Annotated in this window: 14 protein-coding genes and 3 pseudogenes; 12 read left to right on the top strand and 5 right to left on the bottom strand. The window is 57.1% G+C overall.

Annotated elements, in window-relative coordinates:
- The first annotated feature begins 226 nt into the window (after positions 1-226).
- Positions 227-634: a POTRA domain-containing protein gene (locus P3C52_RS02250; protein WP_275553602.1), complete on the top strand. Its 408-nt coding sequence runs from the start codon at positions 227-229 to the stop codon at positions 632-634.
- Here the strand turns inward: P3C52_RS02250 and P3C52_RS02245 are convergent.
- A protein-coding gene (locus P3C52_RS02245; protein ID WP_275553601.1) for an IS1 family transposase occupies positions 628-1,325 on the bottom strand; the annotation gives its coding sequence in 2 pieces (ribosomal slippage) (positions 628-1,076 and positions 1,076-1,325; 699 coding nt in all). The two genes, P3C52_RS02250 and P3C52_RS02245, sit on opposite strands and share 7 nt — an antisense overlap.
- A gap of 41 nt (positions 1,326-1,366) precedes the next feature.
- On the opposite strand from P3C52_RS02245, the gene P3C52_RS02240 reads away from it, so the two are divergent.
- The 6 genes and pseudogenes from P3C52_RS02240 to P3C52_RS02210 all read left to right on the top strand — a co-directional run.
- Positions 1,367-2,674, top strand: a complete 1,308-nt coding sequence (locus P3C52_RS02240; protein ID WP_275553600.1) for a ShlB/FhaC/HecB family hemolysin secretion/activation protein — start codon at positions 1,367-1,369, stop codon at positions 2,672-2,674.
- A gap of 12 nt (positions 2,675-2,686) precedes the next feature.
- Positions 2,687-8,636 (top strand): annotated as a pseudogene (locus tag P3C52_RS02235) (filamentous hemagglutinin N-terminal domain-containing protein); the annotation flags it as partial.
- Positions 8,633-8,872: pseudogene (locus P3C52_RS02225) on the top strand (tyrosine-type recombinase/integrase); the annotation flags it as partial. The pseudogenes P3C52_RS02235 and P3C52_RS02225, both read left to right, overlap by 4 nt.
- Positions 8,873-8,928: 56 nt before the next feature.
- On the top strand, positions 8,929-9,207 hold the full coding sequence (locus P3C52_RS02220) for an antitoxin of toxin-antitoxin stability system (protein ID WP_275553599.1): 279 nt from the start codon (positions 8,929-8,931) through the stop codon (positions 9,205-9,207).
- Positions 9,204-9,503, top strand: a complete 300-nt coding sequence (locus P3C52_RS02215; protein WP_275553598.1) for a type II toxin-antitoxin system RelE/ParE family toxin — start codon at positions 9,204-9,206, stop codon at positions 9,501-9,503. Before P3C52_RS02220 ends, P3C52_RS02215 begins: the two co-directional genes overlap by 4 nt.
- 602 nt (positions 9,504-10,105) lie before the next feature.
- A pseudogene (locus P3C52_RS02210) lies at positions 10,106-10,390 on the top strand (IS3 family transposase); the annotation flags it as partial.
- 47 nt (positions 10,391-10,437) lie between these two features.
- Here P3C52_RS02210 and P3C52_RS02205 read toward each other — a convergent pair.
- Positions 10,438-10,686 carry a SymE family type I addiction module toxin gene (locus P3C52_RS02205; protein WP_275553597.1) on the bottom strand — a complete coding sequence of 83 codons (249 nt, stop codon included), beginning with the start codon at positions 10,684-10,686 and terminating at the stop codon, positions 10,438-10,440.
- 249 nt (positions 10,687-10,935) lie between these two features.
- Here P3C52_RS02205 and P3C52_RS02200 point away from each other — a divergent pair, with 249 nt between their 5' ends.
- On the top strand, positions 10,936-12,636 hold the full coding sequence (locus P3C52_RS02200) for a molecular chaperone HscC (RefSeq protein WP_275553596.1): 1,701 nt from the start codon (positions 10,936-10,938) through the stop codon (positions 12,634-12,636).
- Complete coding sequence (locus tag P3C52_RS02195; protein WP_275553595.1) at positions 12,633-13,970, top strand: J domain-containing protein; 1,338 nt, start codon at positions 12,633-12,635, stop codon at positions 13,968-13,970. Before P3C52_RS02200 ends, P3C52_RS02195 begins: the two co-directional genes overlap by 4 nt.
- A gap of 89 nt (positions 13,971-14,059) precedes the next feature.
- Here the strand turns inward: P3C52_RS02195 and tehB are convergent, their stop codons facing one another.
- From tehB to norV, 3 genes are read right to left on the bottom strand one after another with little or no spacing between them, the layout of a single operon-like run.
- Positions 14,060-14,923, bottom strand: coding sequence for an SAM-dependent methyltransferase TehB (gene tehB, locus P3C52_RS02190; protein WP_275553594.1), 864 nt, complete (start codon positions 14,921-14,923; stop codon positions 14,060-14,062).
- Between the two features lie 14 nt (positions 14,924-14,937).
- Positions 14,938-16,071 carry an NADH:flavorubredoxin reductase NorW gene (gene norW / locus P3C52_RS02185; RefSeq protein ID WP_275553593.1) on the bottom strand — a complete coding sequence of 378 codons (1,134 nt, stop codon included), beginning with the start codon at positions 16,069-16,071 and terminating at the stop codon, positions 14,938-14,940.
- A gap of 4 nt (positions 16,072-16,075) precedes the next feature.
- Complete coding sequence (norV, locus tag P3C52_RS02180) at positions 16,076-17,545, bottom strand: anaerobic nitric oxide reductase flavorubredoxin (RefSeq protein ID WP_275553592.1); 1,470 nt, start codon at positions 17,543-17,545, stop codon at positions 16,076-16,078.
- A 156-nt stretch (positions 17,546-17,701) separates the two neighbouring features.
- On the opposite strand from norV, the gene norR reads away from it, so the two are divergent.
- The 3 genes from norR to P3C52_RS02165 all read left to right on the top strand — a co-directional run bounded on the left by norR (position 17,702) and on the right by P3C52_RS02165 (position 22,773).
- The gene (norR, locus tag P3C52_RS02175; RefSeq protein ID WP_275553591.1) at positions 17,702-19,216 is read left to right on the top strand and encodes a nitric oxide reductase transcriptional regulator NorR; all 1,515 of its coding nucleotides are present in this window, start codon (positions 17,702-17,704) and stop codon (positions 19,214-19,216) included.
- Between the two features lie 138 nt (positions 19,217-19,354).
- The gene (locus tag P3C52_RS02170; protein WP_275553590.1) at positions 19,355-20,734 is read left to right on the top strand and encodes a glycoside-pentoside-hexuronide (GPH):cation symporter; all 1,380 of its coding nucleotides are present in this window, start codon (positions 19,355-19,357) and stop codon (positions 20,732-20,734) included.
- Positions 20,731-22,773 (top strand): glycoside hydrolase family 31 protein, encoded by a 2,043-nt coding sequence (locus P3C52_RS02165; RefSeq protein WP_275553589.1) that lies wholly within the window; start codon positions 20,731-20,733, stop codon positions 22,771-22,773. The genes P3C52_RS02170 and P3C52_RS02165 overlap by 4 nt, the downstream gene beginning before the upstream one ends.
- Positions 22,774-22,874: the final 101 nt, after the last annotated feature.

Raw genomic sequence — 22,874 nt, 5'->3', positions numbered from 1 at the left:
AGTGGCAGTGCGCGTTTTTAGCAACGGTCAGTACGACGGTGAAAACAGATATGTGACGACGATCTGTTAATAAATAAATTTATTTGGGTTAAGCGGAGAACTATTTTTCTCGTTAACTCAAATTAATAAAGAATTGTTTTTTTTCTGCTCCCATGAAACTTTAGTTATTTAGCTGGTATTCTGCGCTGCATCAAAAATAAGATTAAACTCATTCAACAATCGACCTATGATGATGGCACATACAGGGAAAGTCATAGTGCTGGCTGCCGCGCTGGGGCTGTTTAACGCACATGCAGCGCCGCTTTCGCCGGCGGATCGCAATCAGGTGCAGCTGGAACAGCAGCAACGTCTGGATCAAAACCAGCAGCAGCGCGAAGAACTACAGCGCAGCATAGATACGCGTTTACCTGCCAGTCCGGCGCCCGCCGAACCGCAAGGCGCTTGCATCACCATTCATCACATCATTATTGAACAGGCCACGCTGCTTAATGAAAAACAGCAGCAGCGGCTGACCGCACCTTATTCCAGCCGTTGCCTCGGCATGCCGCAAATTAATCAGCTTATTCGCGATGTTTCGCAGTGGTATATCAGCCGGGGCTACATTACCAGCCGGGTAATGACTCCAACTTACTGATAGTGTTTTATGTTCAGATAATGCCCGATGACCTTGTCATGCAGCTCCACCGATTTTGAGAACGACAGTGACTTCCGTCCCAGCCTTGCCAGATGTTGTCTCAGATTCAGGTTATGTCGCTCAATGCGCTGAGTGTAACGCTTGCTGATAACGTGCAGCTTTTCCTTCAGGTGTGATTCGTACAGCGGCCAGCCATCCGTCATCCATACCACGACCTCAAAGGCCGACAGCAGGCTCAGAAGACGCTCCAGTGTGGCCAGAGTGCGTTCACCGAAGACGTGCGCCACAACCGTCCTCCGTATCCTGTCATACGCGTAAAACAGCCAGCGCTGACGTGATTTAGCACCGACGTAGCCCCACTGTTCGTCCATTTCAGCGCAGACAATCACATCACTGCCCGGTTGTATGCGCGAGGTTACCGACTGCGGCCTGAGTTTTTTAAGTGACGTAAAACCGTGTTGAGGCCAACGCCCATAATGCGTGCACTGGCGCGACATCCGACGCCATTCATGGCCATATCAATGATTTTCTGGTGCGTACCGGGCTGAGAGGCGGTGTAAGTGAACTGTAGTTGCCATGTTTTACGGCAATGAGAGCAGAGATAGCGCTGATGTCCGGCAGTGCTTTTGCCGTTACGCACCACGCCTTCAGTAGCGGAGCAGGAAGGACATCTGATGGAAATGGAAGCCACGCAAGCACCTTAAAATCACCATCATACACTAAATCAGTAAGTTGGCAGCATTACCTACCAGCCGCGCTTTTATTACCGAACAGAACCTTGCCGACGGCGAGCTGCATATTACCGTGCTGGAAGGAAAACTACAGGCTATTCGTCTGGAAGGCGGCCCCTCGCGCCAGCTAAACATGGCGTTTCCTGGTCTGATCGGCAAGCTGCTTAACCTGCGCGATATAGAACAAGGCATGGAGCAAATTAACCGGTTACGCGCTACGCCGGTACAGATTGAAATATTGCCCGGCGATAATCCCGGCTATTCCATTGTTAATTTAACCGCCACGCCGGAATTTCCGCTTACCAGCGCAATAAGTTTTGATAACAGCGGGCAGAAAAGCACTGGCCAGGGGCAACTTAACGGCTCCCTGACAGCCAATAATCTGTTAGGACTGGCGGACCAATGGTTTATCGGCGGCGGCCGCAGCAGCGCTTTTTCTCACGCGCGCGATGCGCAAAATTTTCAGGCGGGCGTCAGCGTGCCTTACGGTTATGGTCTGCTTGATTACAGCTACAGTTGGAGCGACTACCGCAGCACCATCAACAATAACGGCTTCAAATGGCTGTCGCATGGCGATAGCCAGGCGCATCGGCTGACCGGTTCCTGGGTATTTTTTCGCAACGGCGATATTAAAACCGGCCTGATGGCAGGATTAAGCCAGCGTAGCAGCCATAACTGGCTGAACGACACGCTGCTGAGCAGCAGCAGTCGCCGCCTGACCAGCTTTCAGCTCGGTATCAACCATACGCAAAAAATTGTCGGCGGCGTCACCACCTTCAACCCCACCTTCAGCCGCGGCATGCCCTGGTTTGCAGCCGAGCATGACGCGGGCAAGCGTGGCGATCTGCCGAAGGCGGAGTTTCGCAAATGGAGCCTGAACGCCAGTTTTCAGCGTCCTATCACTCAGGATCTCTGGTGGCTGTCCAGCGCTTACGGGCAGTGGTCGCCGGACCGGCTTTACGGCAGCGAGCGCCTGACGATCGGCGGCGAAAGCTCGGTACGCGGCTTTAAAGAGCAGTATCTTTCCGGCGACAACGGCGGCTACTGGCGCAATGAACTCAATTACCGTCTGTTTACGCTGCCCGTTATCGGCGAGGTGAGCGCCACGTTGGCGCTGGACGGCGGCTGGCTGCAAAAAGATGCGCAGGATCCCTGGGCGTCCGGCACGCTGTGGGGCAGCGCCGTCGGGCTTAACGCGCGCAACCGCTATGTATCTACCCAGTTCACGCTTGGCGTTCCGGTCAGCTATCCCAGCTGGCTGGCGCCAGATCGTTTCAGCCTTTACTACCGGATAGCTTTCGTTATTTAAGAGGCCAGGATTATGGATAATCAGCACAAGCCCGTTCCGCTTTCTCAGCGTCTGCTGAGCTACCTGATTTGCGCATTAATCGCCTGGCAACCGCTGTTGCCCGCGCTGGCGGCCAACATTACGCCGGTCGGTAAAGGCACGCAGTTGGATAAAGCCGCCAACGGCGTGCCGGTGATCAATATCGCCAAGCCGAACCAGGCTGGCCTCTCGCATAACCAGTATCAGCAATATAACGTTGGCAAAGAGGGACTGATCCTCAACAACGCCACTGGCCAGCTTAATCAGACGCAGCTGGGCGGCCTGATCCAGAACAACCCTAATCTGAAAGCCGGGCAGGAAGCGAAGGCGATTATCAACGAAGTTACCGGCGCGAATCGCTCCCAGCTCCAGGGCTACACCGAAGTCGCGGGCAAGGCGGCCAACGTCATGGTCGCTAACCCTTACGGAATTACCTGTAACGGCTGCGGTTTTATCAATACGCCGAACGCCACCTTAACCACCGGCAAACCAACGCTGGATGCGCAGGGCAATCTGCAGGCGCTGGAGGTAAGTAAAGGCAGCATCATTGTCGAAGGGCAGGGGCTGGACGCCAGCCAGAGCGATGCGCTCTCTGTTATCGCGCGCGCCACTGAAATCAATGCCGCCATTCACGCCAAAGATCTGACGCTAATCGCCGGGGCGAACCGGGTTGCGCAGGATGGCAGCGTGACGCCGATAGCCGGTGCTGGCGCGGCGCCGGGCGTGGCGGTGGATACCGGCGCGCTGGGCGGCATGTACGCCAATCGTATCCATCTGATTTCCAGCGAAAAAGGCGTAGGCGTTAACCTCGGTAATCTGAACGCGCGTCAGGGTGATATGGTGCTGGATGCCAGCGGCAAGCTGACGCTGAAAAACAGCCTGACCAGCGGCGCGCTGACGGCGAAAGGCGACAGCATTGCGCTGAGCGGCGATCACAAAGCCGGTGGCGCGGTAACGCTTAACGCTCAACGGGACGTGACGCTGAATGCGGGCGCTCTGGTCAGCGATAGCGCCATCGCCCTGAGCGGCAGCGGCCAGCTCGCACTCAACAATGGCAAACTTACTGCTGGCAAAGATATTCAACTGCGCGCCGCGGAGATTAAAACCGATAAGAACAGTGCGGCAGATAGCGCGACAAACATCGCCCTGACGGCGCGTAACAGCATTGATAACGCAGGCCAGCTTACTGCAGGCAAGACGCTTAATCTTAGGGCGCAGCAGGTGGAAAACAGCGGCGCGCTGGTGGTAAAGGGCGATCAGCTCGTTAATGCCAGCAAGCTGAACAACAGCGGCAAAATGGTCGGTGACAGCCTGACGATAGAAGGCAGCACGCTAACCAACAGCGGCGAAATGCTCAGCGGCAAACGCAGCGAGATTAAGGCTGATCGGTTAACACAAACCGGCACGTTGAGTTCGCAGGGAGCGACGCAGTTAACCCTTGCCGATACGCTGGAAAACGGCGGCGCGATAGCCAGCAGCGAGACGCTGAAAATGACCAGCGGCAAGCTGCTTAACCGGGGCTCGCTGAGCGCGCCGCAGCTAGCGCTCGGTACTTCGCAATTGACTAACAGCGGTCTGATCCAGGGCAACAACCTCCTGACGCTTTCCGCCGATCGGCTGGATAACCTCAGCGGCGGCAGCATCGCCTCTGCCAACGACGTCGAGCTTAATTTACCCACCTTAAACAACAGCGGCCTGATTACAAGCGACACCGGACTGTTGCTTAGCGGTGACAGCCTGAACAACGACGGCACGCTGCTCAGCGGCGGAGCGCTGGCGCTGCAGAACGACACAATTAATAACCAGGGATTAATGCAGGGCGACAAACTGTCGCTAAAAGCCCACGACTGGCAGAACAGCGGCAACACGCTTAGCAGCAACGACGCCGATCTTCAGGTCACAACGCTTAATAATAGCGGCAAAATTCTGGGTCAGCATGGCATTCAGCTACAGGCTGACAGCACAGATAACAGCGGCTGGCTGCTGGCGCAGGCGTTACGTTTACAGGGCGATCTCATCAATAGCGGGCTGTTGCAAGGCAACGACAGCTTGTCGCTGAACGGCAACACTATCAGCAACCATGCCGCAGGGCAGCTGTTGAGCGGCGGCTCGCTGGCGGTTTCCGCTACGCAGCTGGATAACCAGGGGGCGCTACAGGCGGACAGCCTGCAGATTAACGCTGAGAACTGGCAGAACGGTGGCAGCGCTCGCGCCGCTCAACAGCTGGATGCAACCGTAAACAACAGGATCGATAACGTCGGCAGCCTGATAAGCGAGCAAGCGCTCGCCTTATCAGCCGGACAGATCTTTAACCAGGGCAAGCTGGCGGGTGATCAGGTCAACCTTACCGCGCCGCTGCTGACCAACAGCGGTCTGTTACAGAGCAACAGCACGCTGGCGTTGAATAATAGCCAGCTAACTAACCAAAAAGACGGTGAATTGCTGAGCGGCAGCCCGTTATCGTTAACGCTGGATCGGCTGGATAACGACGGTTTGCTGCAGGTTAACGGCGCGCTCGATGTTACTGCGCGTCAGTTCGGCAACAGCGGGCGGATACTGGCGGATGCGGTTGTTGCGCATGCCGATGAAACGCTCGGCAACAGCGGCGAGCTGCTGGCCCGACAGCAGGCGACGCTCAATGCGCAGACGCTGAATAACCTCGGTACGCTTGTCGCGCAGGATGTCAAGCTGACCGCCGACGCGTTACATAATAATGGCGTGGTGCAGGGTGATAATCGTCTGGATATCACGGCGCAGCAGCTGGATAACCAGAACAATGGCCGCTTATTGAGCGGCGGCAACCTGACGCTGCATGGCGACAGTATCAGTAATGATGGTAGCTGGCAGGGCCAACGGCTCGATTTTAACCTGGGCTCGCTGGCTAACCACGGCACGATTAACGCTAGTGAGACGCTAACCGGCAGCGTACGCGATGAGCTGAATAACAGTGGCAAGATGCTGAGCCAGGGCAACGGCAGCCTGACCGCCAGCAGCCTGCTGAACAGCGGAAAAATTATGGCCGACAGCCTGATGTTACGCGGTCAGACGCTGAATAACGGGGGATTATGGCAGGGAAGTTCTCTGCTCGATGCGCAGGGCGACAGCCTGAGCAGCACCGCAGGCAGCCGCACGCTATCCGGCGGGCTGCTGTCGCTGACCGGCGAACAGCTGATCACCGATGGCACACTGCAAGGCGAGCAGGCGCAGGTAACCGCTAACGACTGGCGACATCAGGGATCGCTGCTGGGCAATAGCGAGCTGACCACCAGTGTCGCCGGGCAGCTGGTTAATAACGGCGGCCTGTTAAGCCAGGGCGACGCGCAAATTCAGGCGCAGACGCTGATCAATCAGGGCGATCTGCTGAGCGCAGGCGCGATGACGCTAACTGGCGACAGGTTAGACAACAGCGGATCGGTGCAGGGTAAAACGCTGGCGATCGCACCAGCAAAAGTGGTGAATCAGGGCAGCCTGATTGGGTTGCAGGCGCTAACGTTAGGCGCTTTGCCGCAGGCGGCGGGACGCATCATGCTAATGGCCGCAGCTTCCGCACGCCAGCTGATCAATAACAACGGCGGCTCGCTGCTGACGCAGGGGGCGCTGACGATCAATGGTGACGTCGTCACTAACAACGGCAGCTGGCAGGGGCAGCAAATTCTGTTGAACGCGCAGCGGTTGACTAACGGCGGCGCAATCCAGAGCGCCGACGGCCTGCAACTGCAGCTTACAGATAAGCTGGACTCAACGGCAGGCAGCAAAATTACCGCGAACGGTACGGCGGCGCTGCAGGCGCTGGCGTTAACCAATCAGGGAGAATGGATAGCTAAGAACCTGACGCTGAACGGCAATACGCTGAATAACGGCGGCAACATCAGCGGCGTTGACGGTCTGACGGTTAAACTCAATGGCGCGTTAACCCAGCAGCAGGATAAAACGCTGCTCACGGCGGGCAAGCTGAATCTGCAAACCGCATCGACTAATAACGCCGGACGTATTCAGGGCGGCGAGCTGGAAATCACCAGCGGCGCGCTGGACAACAGCGGACGGATACAGGGCGATAAAAACCTGCTGCTGACGCTGAACGGGCGCCTGACGAACGCCGCCAGCGGCACGCTTATCAGCCAGAACGGGCTGACGCTCACCGCGCCGGAACTCTACAACTACGGCCTGATTCAGGGCGGCGGAACCACCGGCATTAAAACTACCGGACTGACGAATAACGCTGGCAAGCTGCTGTCCGGCGATACCCTGACATTAACCACGCCGCAGTTGACCAACACCGGCTGGCTACAGGCAACACAGCTAATTCTCAACGCCACCAACGGCAGCAACAGCGGGACATTGCTGGCGCAGCAGCAGGGCACGCTGACCGGCAATGGATTTAATAATCAGGGCAGCGCGCAGGGCAATAATCTCACGGTTAATTATCAGCAATTGACCAACAGCGGCACCTTATTAGGCAATAATCAGCTGAACGTGACCGCTACCCAGATCAATCAACAGGCGGCAGGCAAGCTGTTTAGCGGCGGCAACATGGTCTTAAGCAGCAACGGCTTCGATCAGCTGGGCCAGGTTGTCGCTCTGGGCGATGCCTCGCTGAAGCTAATCAATAGCTTTACCAATAAGGGGACGCTGGCTGCAGGCAACCGCCTGAGCGTCAACAGCAACGGCGCGCTGGAAAACCAGGGCACCATGCAGGGCCAGGCGCTGACGGTCGGCGCGGGCGGCAATCTGTCCAATAATGGCCAGCTTACCAGCGGCAGCGGCGACAGTACGCTAAGCGGCAACCGTATTGCGATGAACGGCAGCGGTACGCTTCAGGGCGGCGGCAATATTGCTCTTACCAGTCGCAGTGATATCACGCTGGATGGCTTTACCGGTACGCTCGGCAATCTGACGCTTAACGCGCCGGGCAGCATTATTAATACCGCGCTGCTTTATGCGGCAAATAATCTCTACCTCTACGCGAACAGCATTAAAAACCAGCAGGGCGATATGCTGGCAGGTAACAGTCTGTGGATGCAGCGCGATGCGGCAGGCAATGCCAATGCCGAGGTGATAAATAGCTCCGGCAATATTGAGACGCAGAACGGCGATATTTCGGTTAAAACCGGGCATTTATTGAATGAGCGGGCGGGGTTTAGTGCGAATGAGCAGGTCTCTACCTCATCTATACCGGCTTGGGCAACCGGCGAAACGAGCATCGGCATTCCCGTATCATGGCTGCCAGCAGGAAGCTATGGCATTTACTATACCGAAGGCCCAATGCACCATGGCCATGGCGACTGGTGGTCTGAAAAAATTCCCCATTACGCCCCTTATTCGCGGGCGGATGTACAGAAAGTTCCAATAAGCGTAACCACCGTTACCGTCAATCCTGGTGGCAATCAATCTCGTATTTCATCCGGACGCGATATAAATGGTCAGGTTAATAATCTGGAAAATTTCGCTTCGTCGATTTTAGCTGAACGTAATATTGCCCTGTCAGGCAGCGATCTTAATAACAAAACCTGGACAGAAGGCACGACAACAAAATATGGCACCTATCGTTACGGTGTGGGAGCGATAAACCCAGCCAGGCCTTCTTCAGGTGCCGGAGGCTCGCCTAAAAGTAAAAGCATACTCTATACGCTTGATGGGCCTTTTACCTATGAAACGGTCGGCAGCGGCAATGTTTACCGTGGCGTTATTCAGGCGGCAGGGAATATTACGGCAAATTTCAGCAACAATATTAGCAATACTAATATTAGCGCTGGGGTTACAGGAGTAACGGCGGGGTTGTCGCCGAATGCGAAGAAAGGAAAAGCGTTACGTGCCCGCCTGACCGGGCTGGGCGTGCTGCGTGAAACCACCCGTCAGGACCACTTCCGGGGTGCCGGTTATGGGCTGGTCTGAGAGTCATGATCCGGCAGCGCGTGGCCGGGTGTTGCAGCTGTACGGGGGCCGTATCTGAGAGCGGCGGGCATCGACAGTGGAAGCTGTTACCTGTTCCGCCACGCGATGGTGACGCAGATGCTGAAGAACGGCGCGGACCTGCGGTGGATACAGGCGATGCTGGGACACAGGAGCGTGGAGAGTACGCAGCTCTACACACAGGTGAGCATAAAGGCGCTTCAGGCGGTGCATGCCAGTACGCATCCGGCGGAGCAGCGGGAGAGTAAGAAACCAGGCGGGATGGAGTAAAGGTAATGATAAGGTATATACTTGGTCAGTACTCAGGCGAAATGAGGAAAAGAGCGATGGCAAAAGAAGCGGTGTTCACAATGAAACTGGAAAGCTCGCTGCGGGAAGACTTCATCGCCGCAGCAAAGGCCAGCGACAGACCGGCCTCTCAGGTGATACGCGAACTGATGCGGGAGTACATCCGGCGTCAAAGCGAAAGCCGGGCTTATGATGCTTACCTGGCGCAGAAAGTGGAGAGAGGACGGCAGTCCATCCGGTCAGGTGAAGGCGTGGATAACGAAGAGGTTGAAAAGTTGTTCGCAGCACGGCGGACCAGAGCGGCAGGTAAGGTATGAGGGTGCGCTGGGCGCCGGAAGCGCTTGATGACCGTACAGCGATATGGGATTACCTTGCCGAACGAAACCCGCTGGCTGCAGCGGAAATGGATGAGCGGTTCAGTGAAGCAGCGGCCAGGCTGGCAGAGCAGCCGTTGATGGGCGCGCCGGGAAAAATAGTGGGCACGCGGGAGCTGATACCGCATGAACATTACCGGCTTGTGTATGAGCTGGATGAAGAAGCCGGTATCGTCTGGATAGTGACGCTGATCCACACAGCCCGGTGCTGGCCGCCGGTCTCGCCGGACAGCCCGTAAAGTTAGCCCGCTCCTGTGAGCTGAGTTGTTCCGTGCGCGGCAGAGCGCCGCGTCCCTGCGGCGATCTGCCTTCACCGGGAGCCGTGTGCGCGGGGGTAAATGGTCAGGCAGCGGCACAGGCCACGCAACATGGCCGTCGGGATGTGGCCGCTGCCTGACCATTAAACATAATGTGCAGGTATTATGCGAAGCTCGCCGCCTGCCCGGACAGCTCATCTTCGCCGCGTCCTGCGGCTCGTATCGCATAATACACATTATGTCGTGCGCGCCCGCGTTGTGGTGCAGGGTGGGGCCGCCCTCCCTGGCGGCACCGGCCGCATCGCTGTGTGTGAGTAAATCCACAATGAAGTGGCCTGACGGCCTCCGCTAAAAAGAAGTTAATGCCCGCCCGGCGTCGTCTGGCTGCGGCGGCTCGCACTGCGTTGCTCGTTCCCGCCTCGCCAGCTTCCGCATCCCGCCCCGGTTCCGTGCGGTCATGCAAACCCGTTCGTTCCCTCAGCCTTCCATACCTTAGAGCGCTGTACAGCGCTTGCGGGCTTCGCCAGCCCGCGCCCGGCAGACGGTTCACCGGGTCACAGCAAGCTGTGACCCGGCTAGAGGGCAGCATGAGCCGTCGCGGTAACTGCCACGATAACGCGGTTGCAGAAAGCTTTTTCCAGCTACTGAAACGCGAGCGGATAAAGAAAAAGATCTACGGAACGCGGGAAGAGGCCCGCAGCGATATTTTTGATTACATCGAAATGTTTTATAACAGAAGGCGCCGGCATGGTTCTGGCGATCAGATGCCACCTACTGAATACGAAAACCAGTATTATCAACGGTTCGGAAGTGTCTGGATTATCCGTGGCGATTCAATAAAAATAAAAAGTAGCCCTGTTATAAGATAACAAAATCCCAGCCAATTGGCTGGGATTTTACTGTGTAACTTGGTCACTTATCCTTCCCCTGCCAGCCGGATGATCAACTCTCCCGGCCCGGTGATCACCTCGATCATCTGGCCGGTGCTGAACCCCAGTGTCGCCATCCAGTGGCCCTTAAAGGTGATGGCGGGCGACGGCTCAAACTGCCGATGATCCCGGATATAACCCACGGCATAACGGCGGGTTGTGGATGTCTTCGTCAACGGCGCAGAGGGCAAAAAAGAGCGGCTGGAGCGGCGCCACGCGGTGGCCGGTGGCACCATTACCCTCTGCAACTGGAGCAACAACCGCAGGGCATAGTAGGATGCGCGCTGTTATAAAATGTGTGGCAGTCATTAGTTATATCAACGAGATGAACGGCCTAAAGCTGGCATGCGTTGCGTCTAGCCGGTTAAAGATTCGCGCACCTGCGACGATAAATAGAGGTATCACCTTCCTCAATGTTAAAGCGCTAAACAGCATAGCCAGCTGAATAAAGCCAATAAAAACAGGACACTTTTTTGGGAGTATGCATGGCAGCTAAGCAGGTAATAGGGATCGATCTGGGAACCACCAACAGCGCGGTGGCGGTATGGCAAGATGGTAAAGCGCAGCTGATAGCCAATAAATACGGTGCCAGGTTAACCCCTTCAGTGGTCGGGCTGGATGATGCAGGTCATCTTCTTATCGGTCAGCCTGCGCACACACGGCTCACTACCCATCCTCACCTTACTCAGGCCAGTTTTAAACGTTATATGGGCAGCGAAGCTGCCCTCAGACTGGGGACGCAAACCTTTCGCGCTGAAGAACTCTCCGCCATTTTATTGCGTCAGTTAAAAGAGGATGCGGAAAGCTGGCTCGGCCAGAGCATCACTGATGCGGTGATTACCGTACCCGCCTACTTTAATGATGTGCAGCGCCGCGCGGTAAAAAACGCCGGAAAACTGGCGGGGCTTAACGTGCTGCGTCTGCTCAACGAGCCGACGGCAGCCTCGCTGGCGTTCGGACTGCTGGAAAATCGCGAACAAAAATATCTGACTTTTGATTTAGGCGGCGGCACCTTCGATGTCTCCGTGATTGATATGTTTGAGGGCGTGGTTGAAGTGCGCGCCAGTAGCGGCGATGTTCAGCTTGGCGGTGATGATTTCAGCGAAGCGATCTGCCAGTGGATGCTCAACCAGCAGCCGGAACTGAAAGCGGCATTGCCAGCGGTTAAGCCGATATTGCTGGAGCAGGCCGAACGGCTGAAACTTGCCCTGAGCAATCTGCCGGAAGCCAGCGCAGAGCTGATATGGCAGGACAGGCGCTGGTGCTGGAGTATGAATGAAGAACAGCTTGACCACTGCTGTCAAACGCTGATCGCTCGCTTACAGCAGCCGGTAATGCAGGCGCTGCACGATGCACGTTTCTCCCTGCAGGAACTCGATCATGTGCTGTTAGTTGGCGGCGCGACGCGTATGCCGCTGGTGCGTCAGGCAGTGGCGCGTCTGTTTGGTCGCTTTCCCCGGCACGATCTTCATCCTGATGAAGCGGTGGCCCTGGGCGCTGGGGTACAGGCAGGCATGGTGATGGAAGACGCCGCGGTGGAAGAGATTATTCTTACCGATGTGATGCCCTTTTCCCTGGGGGTGGAAACGGCAAAAGAGAGCTATGGTCGACTGGAAGAGGGCTTTTTCCTGCCCCTTATTGAGCGCAACACCTGGCTGCCGGTCAGTAAAAGCAAAACGGTCAGTACCGTTGCCGACAACCAAACCTGTGTCCTGCTGAAAATTTATCAGGGTGAAGGGCGGCGGGTAAAAGATAACGTCTATCTCGGCGAAATGAACATTGAAGTGCCACCGCGCAAGGCAGGCGAGGTATCGCTGGATATCCGTTTTACCTATACGCTGGATGGTCTGTTGGAAATTGAATGCCAACACAATGAGAGTCCGAACGCCTCCCGGATGGTAATTGAGAAAGTGCCCGGCCAGATGAGTCAGGAGCTGATTGAGCAGAGCCTGCAAAAACTAAACGATCTCAAGCGCCATCCGCGCGATCGCCAGGAGAATCGCGATTTGCTGCTGCGCGGTTCGCGTCTGTTTGAAGTGCTGCTTGGAGAGGAACGCGCCTGGATAGATAACGTAATGAGCGTATTCGAGCAGGCGCTGGCCAGCCAGGATGAACGCCGGATTGCCGACGTACGCCAGAAAGTTTACGAGGCCCTGTCGCAGTTTGATGAAAGGGGATCAAAATGAACAGCTGGCAGGTTTTGGGCATTGAACCAACGTCCGACGAAGCGTTAATCCGGCGTGCTTATGCGCGCCTGCTGAAAAAACATCGTCCCGACAGCGATCCGCAAGGCTACCAGCGGCTGCGTGAAGCCTTCGAGGAGGCAAAAAACAGCCTCAGCAGCCCGCAATGGGCCGACTCCTCCGATGAAGCTAATGACGTTCAACCGTCAACAGAAACGCAGTTTAAGGTAAAAACGGACCACGCCACATCTCCGCCTGCTGCAGAACAGCGTTGGCTAACGCCGGTTTATACCCAGGAAGAGATAGAAACGCTGGCCTTTGGGCTGGTTGAACACGGGGCGCAGCAGCTTGCGGCACTGGATGCGTTATATCAACGCGTAATGCGCGAAGGTAATCTGCTGCAACAGCAACAGTTCCATCATCAGCTGGCTGCGGCTCTGGCGCAGCAGCCTGGGCTGGCAGAGTGGCTGGTGGATCGGGTCAGCGATCTGCTGGCGTGGGAGCTGGACCAGTACAGCAGCAGCTATCGGGTGCCCGAAGAGTTACAGAACGCGCTTTATGCGCAAGTTCATGCCACCGAGCGTGAACGTGCCTGGGCTCAGGTGAACATTGAATCAACGCACGGCAGCCGATATACGCGCATCGTGTGGGATCTGCTGCGCAATGAACGAACCTCGGTGCCGTTTTGGGTACGTCTGGTGCCGGGGCTTATTACCCGCATGGCGCACCAGGTCAATATGCTCTGGGCGACCTTTCCTGAACTGGTGCAGCGCCTGAATCCCGTTATGCTCGAATTTATTAGCACCTCCCGCTGTGCGCTGAGCTGGCAGGGGATATTTTTGTTAGCGTTTTGGAGCGTGATTTTGCATCTCACGCTGTCGCTGAGTTCCACTACCGGGCTGATAGCTCTCGGCATCGTGATCTTTTATCTCTACCTTAACGACTTGATTATTTTAGGGTTAGCACGACGAAAAGGAATGAGCGGCCTGTTTCTTTTGCTGGAATGTGGATTATCGCTGGTGATGTTATCTGCTTTATTTGCCGGCGTGCTGTTTATTACCATCAGCCAAATGCCGGCGAGAGGAGAGGGTTTTCACGGACTGACACCGCTGTTTATGGTGCTGATTGAGTTTCTGATACTGTGGTCGGTCTGGCCGAAAAACGTGCCGGGCATCCGACGTCCAGGCGTGGCCGTGGCCCGCTTATTCACCAGCCCCTGGCGTCTGCTTGTCACGCTGGATTTTAGCGTGATGGCCTTTCCTTTGGTCGCGTTTTACGGTGCCTTCTGCTACTTGCTGCTAAACGAGCTAGTAAAAGCCGCTACCGGCTTTTACTGATATTGCCGCTTAACCTTACTGTCGCATAATAAACAAGCCCGGCCTGTAACCAGACGCCGGGCTTGTTGCATTGAACGAAGCGGATGGAATTAAACCGGCTTGCGCGCCAGCAGCGTAGCGAAGCGCAGTTTAATCCGGTTGCCCTGCGCGTCGGTTTTATGCAGCGCGCCAGGGTTCTCGTTGTACTTCAGAATATCCCAGCCGTCATAATAGCCGAGCAGCTCGCTGCGGCTAAAGGTGAACGGGAACGGCATCGGACACGGGTAATCTGGCGTACTCATCGCCGCCACAATCAGATTGTGGCCGCCCGGCGCGGTCGATTTCTGCATCTGTGCAATCAGCCCCGGAATGGTTTCCGGCTGCAAAAACATCATGACCACGGTGGAAAGCATAAAATCGTACTGCTTCTCAATCGTTACCTGATTTAAATCGCACTGCTTCAGGCGAATGCCTTCCAGCTCTTCGGTATCAATAATCTGCTGAAGGTTGTTCAGACTGTCGCTGTTTCTGTCCCAGCCTTCCACCTGAAAACCTTTCTGCTGCAGATAAAGCACGTTGCGGCCATTGCCGCAGCCGAGATCCAGCACCCGTCCTGGCGGTATAATTTTCGCGGCTTCCACCACTTCGGAATGCGTTGGCGTCAGCTGATAGCGACGGTGATAGTAATCCTCCGGCTTGCAGTAGAGCGCCAGCTGGCACTCCACGTCCGGGCTGAACGCTAACACGCGATGCAGTTGCTGAGGCGCAAGGCGCGGCGGCTTTGACGCTGCGGTTAAGGTTAAGGTCTCCACCACTTCACCCTGTTCGGTGAGCAGCGCCAGATCCAGCGTCCCTTTATAGAGTTTCGGCTGCGCCCAGCTTCCCGGCTCGGTGCGGTAGGGCTGCTGCCAAACCGGCGGCAGCGTCGCGCTATTCCAGAGCGGCAGCGTTTGATAACAAATCAGGTCGGTCATGTTGTACTCCGTTGTTAACGGCTTAACTGTTTCAGCAAGGGAAGCGCCTGCTTCATATGATCTTCACTGACCACGAACGCTTTTAGCTGTCCGGCGGCGTCCAGCCCTTTCGCCACGATGCCCGCTTTGCTGAACTGCATCTCCCAGTTCAGATCGGGATCGCCTGCGTTGCCCGCCAGATGCAGCGGCAGATCCGGCGTTTTGATTTTCACCAGCATCGCTGGCAGCATCAGGCTGGCGCTGTTGCCGGTCAGGTTTTTCGCCAATGTCATGGCTGCCAGCTGGGCCGGTTGCAGATACGGCATCAGCTTGCCCTGAATCTCTGCGCAGTCGCCCAGCGCAAAAATGTCGGGATGCGAGGTGGTCAGGCGATCGTCCACCACGATGCCGCGCTGCACGGTCAGGCCAGCCTGCTGCGCCAGCGCCACGTTCGGGCGCAGGCCAATCGCGCATACCGCCGCGTCACAGGTGATCTGCTGGCCGTTGTTCAGGGTCGCAACCAACGTATCGTGATGACGCGCCAGCGAAGCCAGTTCGCAGTTAAAGCGCATCTCTACGCCCGCTTTCAGCAGACAGTTTTGCAGACGGGCGCTGATTTCCGGCGGCATCAGCGCGGAAAGCAGGCCGCCGCTGCGGTCGAGCAGAGTAACCTGTTTACCGGCGCGGTTAAGATCCATCGCCAGTTCGGTGCCGATCAGGCCGCCGCCAATCAGTAGCACGCGTTTTGCGTCGCGCAGGTTTTCTTCGCACTGGCGATATTCCTGCTGGCTGTTCAGGGTATACATCAGCTCGCTGCCGCTGACCGGCGGCACCAGCGCTTCGGCGCCGGTAGCCAGCACTAACTTGCCAAAGGCAAAGTCGCCCGCCGTGGTTTCAATACGGTGGCTGGCGGCGTCGATTCGGGTCACCCGCGTATGCGGATGCAGCATGACGTTATTTTTTTCCGCGTAGTCGGCGGCGGTCACACGGGTTAAATCGTCGGCCCGCTGGCCCAGCGAAAAGACGTGGCTCAGCTCCGGTTTATGGTATTCGTCACAGCTATCCGCCGCGATCAGGCGGATAGCAACCTCTTTATTCTGCTGACGCAGGTTCTTAATCAGCTGTCGGGCGGCAAAGCCGGAACCGATAATCACAATATCTGATGACATAGGATTAGCCCTCGTACGGGTCGAAAACGTCTTTCCCCATGCCGCATTCGGGGCAGAGGAAATCTTCTGGCACATCTGACCAGGCCGTACCCGGCGCCACATCCTGAGAATCTTCGCCAGTTGCCGGGTCATAAACCCACAGGCAGACGCTGCAGATCATTTTCTGACCGGCATCGACGGCGGTATCACAGGTGCTTTTCGGCGCGGCGTCAGCGACGACCTCCAGCGCGGCGGCCGGCGCAGTTTCCTGCGGCTGGGCGGCTTTCACCGGCAGCGGAGAGAGTGCCCACTGGCGGGCAATCGCGCGGCCATGTTCGCGGCATGCTTCCAGCGCTTTCCCGTCCGGACGCCATTTCGCTTTCAGGCTGAGCGACATCTCAAAGCCCGCGTCCTGCAGACGGGTGGAGAGACGATCCACCGCGCCGCCGCTCCAACCGTGTGAGCCGAAGGCGCTGGCGTGCTTGTTGCGGAAGCGCAGACCGGTCATCTCTTCGACCAGACCAGCGATTTTCGGCATCATCACGTTGTTCATCGTGGAGGTACCCACCAGCACGCCTTTTGAGCGGAAGACGTTAGTCAGCACTTCGTTTTTGTCGCTGCGCGACACGTTAAAGATTTTCACCGCCACGCGCGGGTCAACTTCGGCGATGCCCTGCGCGATAGCGTCAGCCATCATGCGGGTGTTGTTGGACATGGTGTCATACAGGATGGTGATGCGATCTTCCTGATAGTCCGCCGCCCATTTCAGGTACAGCTCCACAATCTGCGTCGGGTTATCGCGCCATACCACGCCGTGCGAGGTGGCGATCATGCTGACCGGCAGGTTGAAGCCAAGAATTTCATTGATTTTCGGCGTAACCAGACGGCTGAACGGCGTCAGGATGTTGGCGTAGTAGCGCTGGCACTGTTCGAACAGCTCGGTCTGATCCACTTCGTCGTTAAACAGATGTTCGTCACAGTAGTGCTGGCCGAAGGCGTCATTACTGAACAGCACGGCATCTTCCGTCATATAGGTCATCATGCTGTCCGGCCAGTGCAGCATCGGTGTTTCCACGAAGATCAGTGTTTTGCCGTTGCCGATGTCCAGCGTGTCGCCGGTTTTCACCACGTTGAAATTCCATTCCGGGTGATGGTGATGACCGTTAATCGAGTCGATGGCGTTTTCGGTGCAGTAAATCGGTGTATTGGGAATGTAAGACATCAGCTCGGTCAGCGCGCCGGCATGATCTTCTTCCGCATGGTTGATAATGATGTAATCGATCTTCTCCAGGTCGATCTCTTTGCGCAGATTCAATACGAATTCGCGGCTGAATTTATGGTCGACGGTATCGATCAGGACGTTCTTTTCTTCTTTGATCAGGTAGCTGTTGTAGCTGCTGCCTTTTAAGGTTTTATATTCGGTACCATGAAAATCACGTACTTCCCAGTCGCGTTGGCCTACCCAGGTAATATTGTTTTTAACGTGAATGCTCATCTTGGTTCCTCAACAGGTTCATAAAGTTACCCTCCTATTGCATTCCGCGTGCCAACTATTATTTTATTGATTTTAAAGGGATTAAATTTTAAGGGTTGTTAAAATGACAACTGAGGTCTATTGTATTTTTGACAATGACATTGTGGAAAAGACAGTATGACCATTTCTGTAGAGGGTCTGGCCGCGCTGGCGGTTGAGATCCAGAACGGCCTTTCACGCTCTGACCGCTTTAACCGCATGATCGGCAGCATTCACCATCTGTTGCAGTGCGATGCGACCGCGCTGCTGCGCTACGAAGCGCAGCACTTTAAGCCGCTGGCGACGGCGGGCCTGGCGCCGGATGTGATGGGCCGCCGCTTTAAAATCGAGGCGCACCCGCGGCTGGAGGCGATTGCCCGCGCCGGTGATGTGGTGCGTTTTCCCGCCGACAGCGATCTGCCCGATCCCTATGACGGACTGATCCCCGACCGCCACGAACTGCACGTTCACGCCTGCGTCGGGCTGCCGCTTTTTTCCGGCCAGAACCTGATCGGCGCGCTCACGCTGGACGGCATGAACGCCAGCCAGTTTGATGAATACAGCGATGAAGAGCTGCGCGTGGTCGCCAGCCTGGTCGGCAGCGCGCTGAATAATGCGCTGCTGCTGGAGCAGCTGGAAAAGCCGGGCTACGCCTTTACGCCCGATGCCCGCCAGAGCGGAGGCGACAGTAGCGAGATGATCGGCGAGTCGGCGCCCATGCAGCAGCTGAAAAAAGAGATAACGGTGGTGGCGCCCACCGATCTGAACGTGCTGATTACCGGTGAAACCGGCGTCGGAAAAGAGCTGGTGGCACAGGCGCTGCATCAGCAGTCGGCGCGCGCCGCCAGCCCGCTCATTTACCTGAACTGCGCCGCGCTGCCGGAAACGGTGGCGGAAAGTGAGCTGTTCGGGCATGTGAAAGGGGCCTTTACCGGCGCGGTTCACGATCGCACCGGCAAGTTCGAAATGGCCGATAACGGCACGCTGTTCCTGGATGAGATTGGCGAGCTGCCGCTGGCGCTGCAGGCGAAGCTGCTGCGGGTTTTGCAGTATGGCGATTTACAGCGCGTCGGCGAGGATCGTCATCTGAAAGTCGATGTGCGCATTCTGGCGGCGACCAACCGCGATCTGCGTCAGGAAGTGGCGGACGGCAATTTCCGCGCCGATCTCTATCATCGCCTGAGCGTTTTCCCGCTTCAGGTGCCCGCACTGCGCGAGCGCGGCGCGGATATCATCCTGCTGGCGGGTTACTTCTGCGAAAAATGTCGGCTGAAGTTCGGCCTGCAACATATTGCGCTCAGCGCGGCGACCAGCAATATGCTGAGCCATTACCACTGGCCGGGCAATATTCGCGAACTGGAACATGCTATTTATCGCGCCACCATTGTGGCGCAGGCGGATGCCCGCAACGGCGATATTCTGCTGATGCCGCACCATTTTTCGCTGGATAACGGCGCCGAGGTGGCGGAGGTGATGCCGATCGCCGAGACGTTGCCGCAGCAAAATCTGCAGGACGCCACCCGTGATTTCCAGCGTCAGTATATTTTGCGCGCGCTGCAGGCCAGCGACAATAACTGGGCCGCCTGCGCGCGGCGGCTGGAGATGGATGCGGGTAATCTGCACCGGCTGGCGCGACGGCTGGCGCTGAAATAACGCGTTACCCGTATCACAGAAAGAAAAAAACATAAGTATCGAATCAGATCCCGCAATTGTGACGCCCAGGCCCGCTTCTTATAACTGATCGTCTGAGCCACGGATGGTGCCCTTTTCACACGAGCAAGGTGGACCAAGATGCGTGCAACTCTGTCAGTTAAAGAAAAAGTCAGCTACGGCCTGGGCGATATGGCAAGCCACATCGGTCTGGAGAATGTGATTATTTTCCTGACCTTCTATTACACCGACGTCGTCGGCTTACCGGCGGTCTTTGTCGGCACGCTATTCCTGCTGGCGCGCATTGCCGATGCCATTGTCGATCCGGCGATGGGGCTGATTGCCGATCGCACCCACACGCGCTGGGGCAAATTTCGTCCCTGGCTGCTCTGGCTGGCGGTGCCGTTCGGCATTAGCTGCCTGCTGATTTATGCGGTGCCGGAGTCGCTGTCGCTGACCGGCAAAATGGTTTACGCCAGCGTGACCTACTGCCTGATGATGCTGCTCTATACCGCCATCAATATCCCTTACTGCTCCATGGGCGCGATTATTACCGCCGATGATACGCAGCGTATCTCTTTGCAATCCTACCGCTTTTTCCTGGCGACCCTCGGCGGCGCGATGTCCACCTTCCTGATGATCCCGCTGGCGGAGTGGCTGGGCGGCGGCAACAAGCTGGACGGCTATTTTAGCGCGATGGCGGTAATGGCCAGCCTGGCGGCGATCATGTTTCTGCTCTGCTTTTTCAATACCCGCGAGCGCGTCACTGTTAAAGGCACCCATGAGAATTTCCGCGCCGACCTGCGCGATCTGCTGCGCAACGATCAGTGGCGCATCGTCGCGCTGCTGGTGTTCTTTAATATCGCCTTTGGCGTGGTGCGTCTGGGCGCGATGATGTACTACGTCACCTATTATCTGGGCGATGCCGCGCTGTTTATGTGGCTGCTGGCGGCGCATATCGTCGGCAAAAGCGTCGGCAGCGGGCTGGCTAAGTGGATGACGCGCCGTCACAGCAAACTGAAAGCCTTTACCTTCAGCGCCGTCGTCTGCGGCCTGCTCAGCATCTCGATTCTGTTCCTGCCCGCCACGCTGTCGCTGCTGGTGGCGATGACCTTTATTGTCTCCAGCTTCTACCAGGTCACCACCACGCTGATGTGGGTGATGATGTCTGACGTAGTGGATTACGGCGAATATCGTCAGGGGAAACGTATGGACGGCACCATTTTCTCCACGCTGCTGGCGGTGCTGAAAATGGGCATGGCGGTGAGCGGGGCTATTGTCGGCTGGACGCTGGGGCTGAGCGGCTACGTGGCCCAGGCGCCGCAGCAAAATCCTGCCGCCATGCTGGCGATTATCGCGCTCTTCTCCGTGATCCCCGGCGTCCTCTCGCTGCTCAGCGCGCTGACCATGCGCTGGTATCGCCTGAGCGACGACACCATGCGCCAGATTAACCAACATAAAACCGTGGCGGCACAGACCGCTGCCGGCCCGACCGCTTTACAGCCACAGGAGTTGTCATGAGTTTATTACGTGCAGAATCGCAGCGTCTTATCTGGCAGTTTGACCGGCAAACGCTGATCGTCGAGCCCTGGGGCGAAAACAGCCTGCGGGTGCGCGCCAGCTGTCAGCCGCAAATCATGGATACCGACTGGGCGCTGCTGCCGACCGAGCCGCTGCCGGTAGAGATTTCCGAAGCAAACGAGACGCTCAGCCTGCGCAACGGCAATATCACCGCCACGCTGAATCAGCGCGGCCAGCTGGCCTTTTATAATCAGCACGGCGAGCTGCTGCTGGAGGAGTTCTGGCGGCAGCGCACCACGGTCGGCATCGGCGCCACGGAGAAAAGTCAGGATAAATATATCAGCGCCCTGAAGCTTGATGGCCGCGAGTTCCGCCCGATTCCCGGCGGCAAATATCAGCTGACGGTGCGCTTTGAGTCGCGGCGCGACGAGAAGATTTACGGCATGGGGCAGTACCAGCAGGAGGGGCTGGATCTGAAAGGCTGCACGCTGGAGCTGGCGCAGCGTAACTCTCAGGCCAGCGTGCCCTTTATGGTGTCAAGTCTCGGTTACGGCCTGCTATGGCATAACCCGGCCATCGGCGAGGCGACCTTTGGCAAAAATGTCACCCGCTGGCAGGCACAGGTGACCGACCAGATGGATTACTGGATCACCGCTGGCGATTCACCGGCGCAAATCATGCGGCAATATGGCCGCGCCGTTGGCACCGCGCCGCCGATGCCGACCTTCGCAACCGGCTTCTGGCAGTGCAAGCTGCGCTATCGCACGCAGCAGGAAGTGCTGGAGGTGGCGCGCGAATACCGGCGACGCCAGCTGCCGCTGTCGGTGATCGTCATCGACTTTTTCCACTGGCCGAATCAGGGCGACTGGTGCTTCGATCCCGTTGACTGGCCCGATCCGGCGGCGATGGTCAGCGAGCTGAAAGCGCTGGGCATTGAAACCATGGTCTCGGTCTGGCCGACGGTAGAGAGCCGCAGCGCCAACTATCCGCGCATGAAAGCGCAGGGGCTGCTGGTGAACAGCGATCGCGGCGTCTCGGTTAACCTCGATTTTCTCGGCAATACCACCTTTTTTGATGCCACCCATCCGGCGGCGCGCGAGTTTGTCTGGCAGGAGGTAAAGCGCAACTATTACGATCTTGGCATTCGCACTTTCTGGCTGGATGAGGCGGAGCCGGAGTATCGCGCCTACGATTTCGATAACTATCGCTATCATCTGGGGCCGGTGCAGGAAGTCGGGAATATCTATCCGCAAAAGTTTGCTCAGGGCTTCTGGGGTGGACTACGCCAGCAGGGGGAAACGGAGATTGTTAATCTGGTGCGCTGCGCCTGGGCGGGCAGCCAGCGCTACGGCGTGCTGGCCTGGTCGGGCGACGTTCACTCCTCGTTTCATGCGCTGCGCAACCAGTTTTCCGCCGGTCTGAATATGGCGATGGCAGGCATTCCCTGGTGGACCACCGATATTGGCGGCTTTCAGGGCGGCAATATCCACGATCCTGCGTTTCATGAACTGTTGATCCGCTGGTTCCAGTGGGCGGTGTTCTGTCCGGTCATGCGTTTGCACGGCTATCGCGAGCCGCAAATTCAGCCGCCGGAAGCCTGGCGCGACGGCATCGCCCAGTGCAACAGCGGCTCGCCGAACGAGGTCTGGAGCTATGGCGAGGAAAATTACGCGTTGATGAAAGCCTGCCTGCTACTGCGTGAACGCCTGCGGCCTTATATTGAGCGGCTAATGCAGGAGGCGCATCAGCCGGGCGATCCGGTGATGCGTCCGCTGTTTTATCACTATCCGCAACAGCCTGAGAGCTGGCAGGTGGAAGACCAGTATTTGCTGGGGCGGGATTTGCTGGTGGCGCCGGTGCTGCATGCCGGACAGCACGAGCGCCGAATCTGGCTGCCCGCTGGCAATCGCTGGATTGCGCGCTGCGGTACGCAATATCAGGGAGGACAGTGGCTGACGATGGAAACGCCGCTGAGCGTAATTCCGGTGCTGGTGCGCGCCGAGGCCGATCCTGAGCTGGTGGCGGCAATACGCCTCTGATAATAACCCCAGGCAGTCGGGCCTGGCCGTCAGGTAAGAAAAGCGGGCGGGCAGGGCGTTAATTAGCGGTCACCGTGAACATAACCGTAAAAGGCAGGCAT

Source organism: Mixta sp. Marseille-Q2659, assembly GCF_940807255.1.
In the GTDB taxonomy this organism is placed as follows: Bacteria; Pseudomonadota; Gammaproteobacteria; order Enterobacterales; family Enterobacteriaceae; genus Mixta.
The sequence above is the reverse complement of the archived record's forward strand: the minus strand, read 5'-3'. Positions and strand labels throughout refer to the sequence as shown.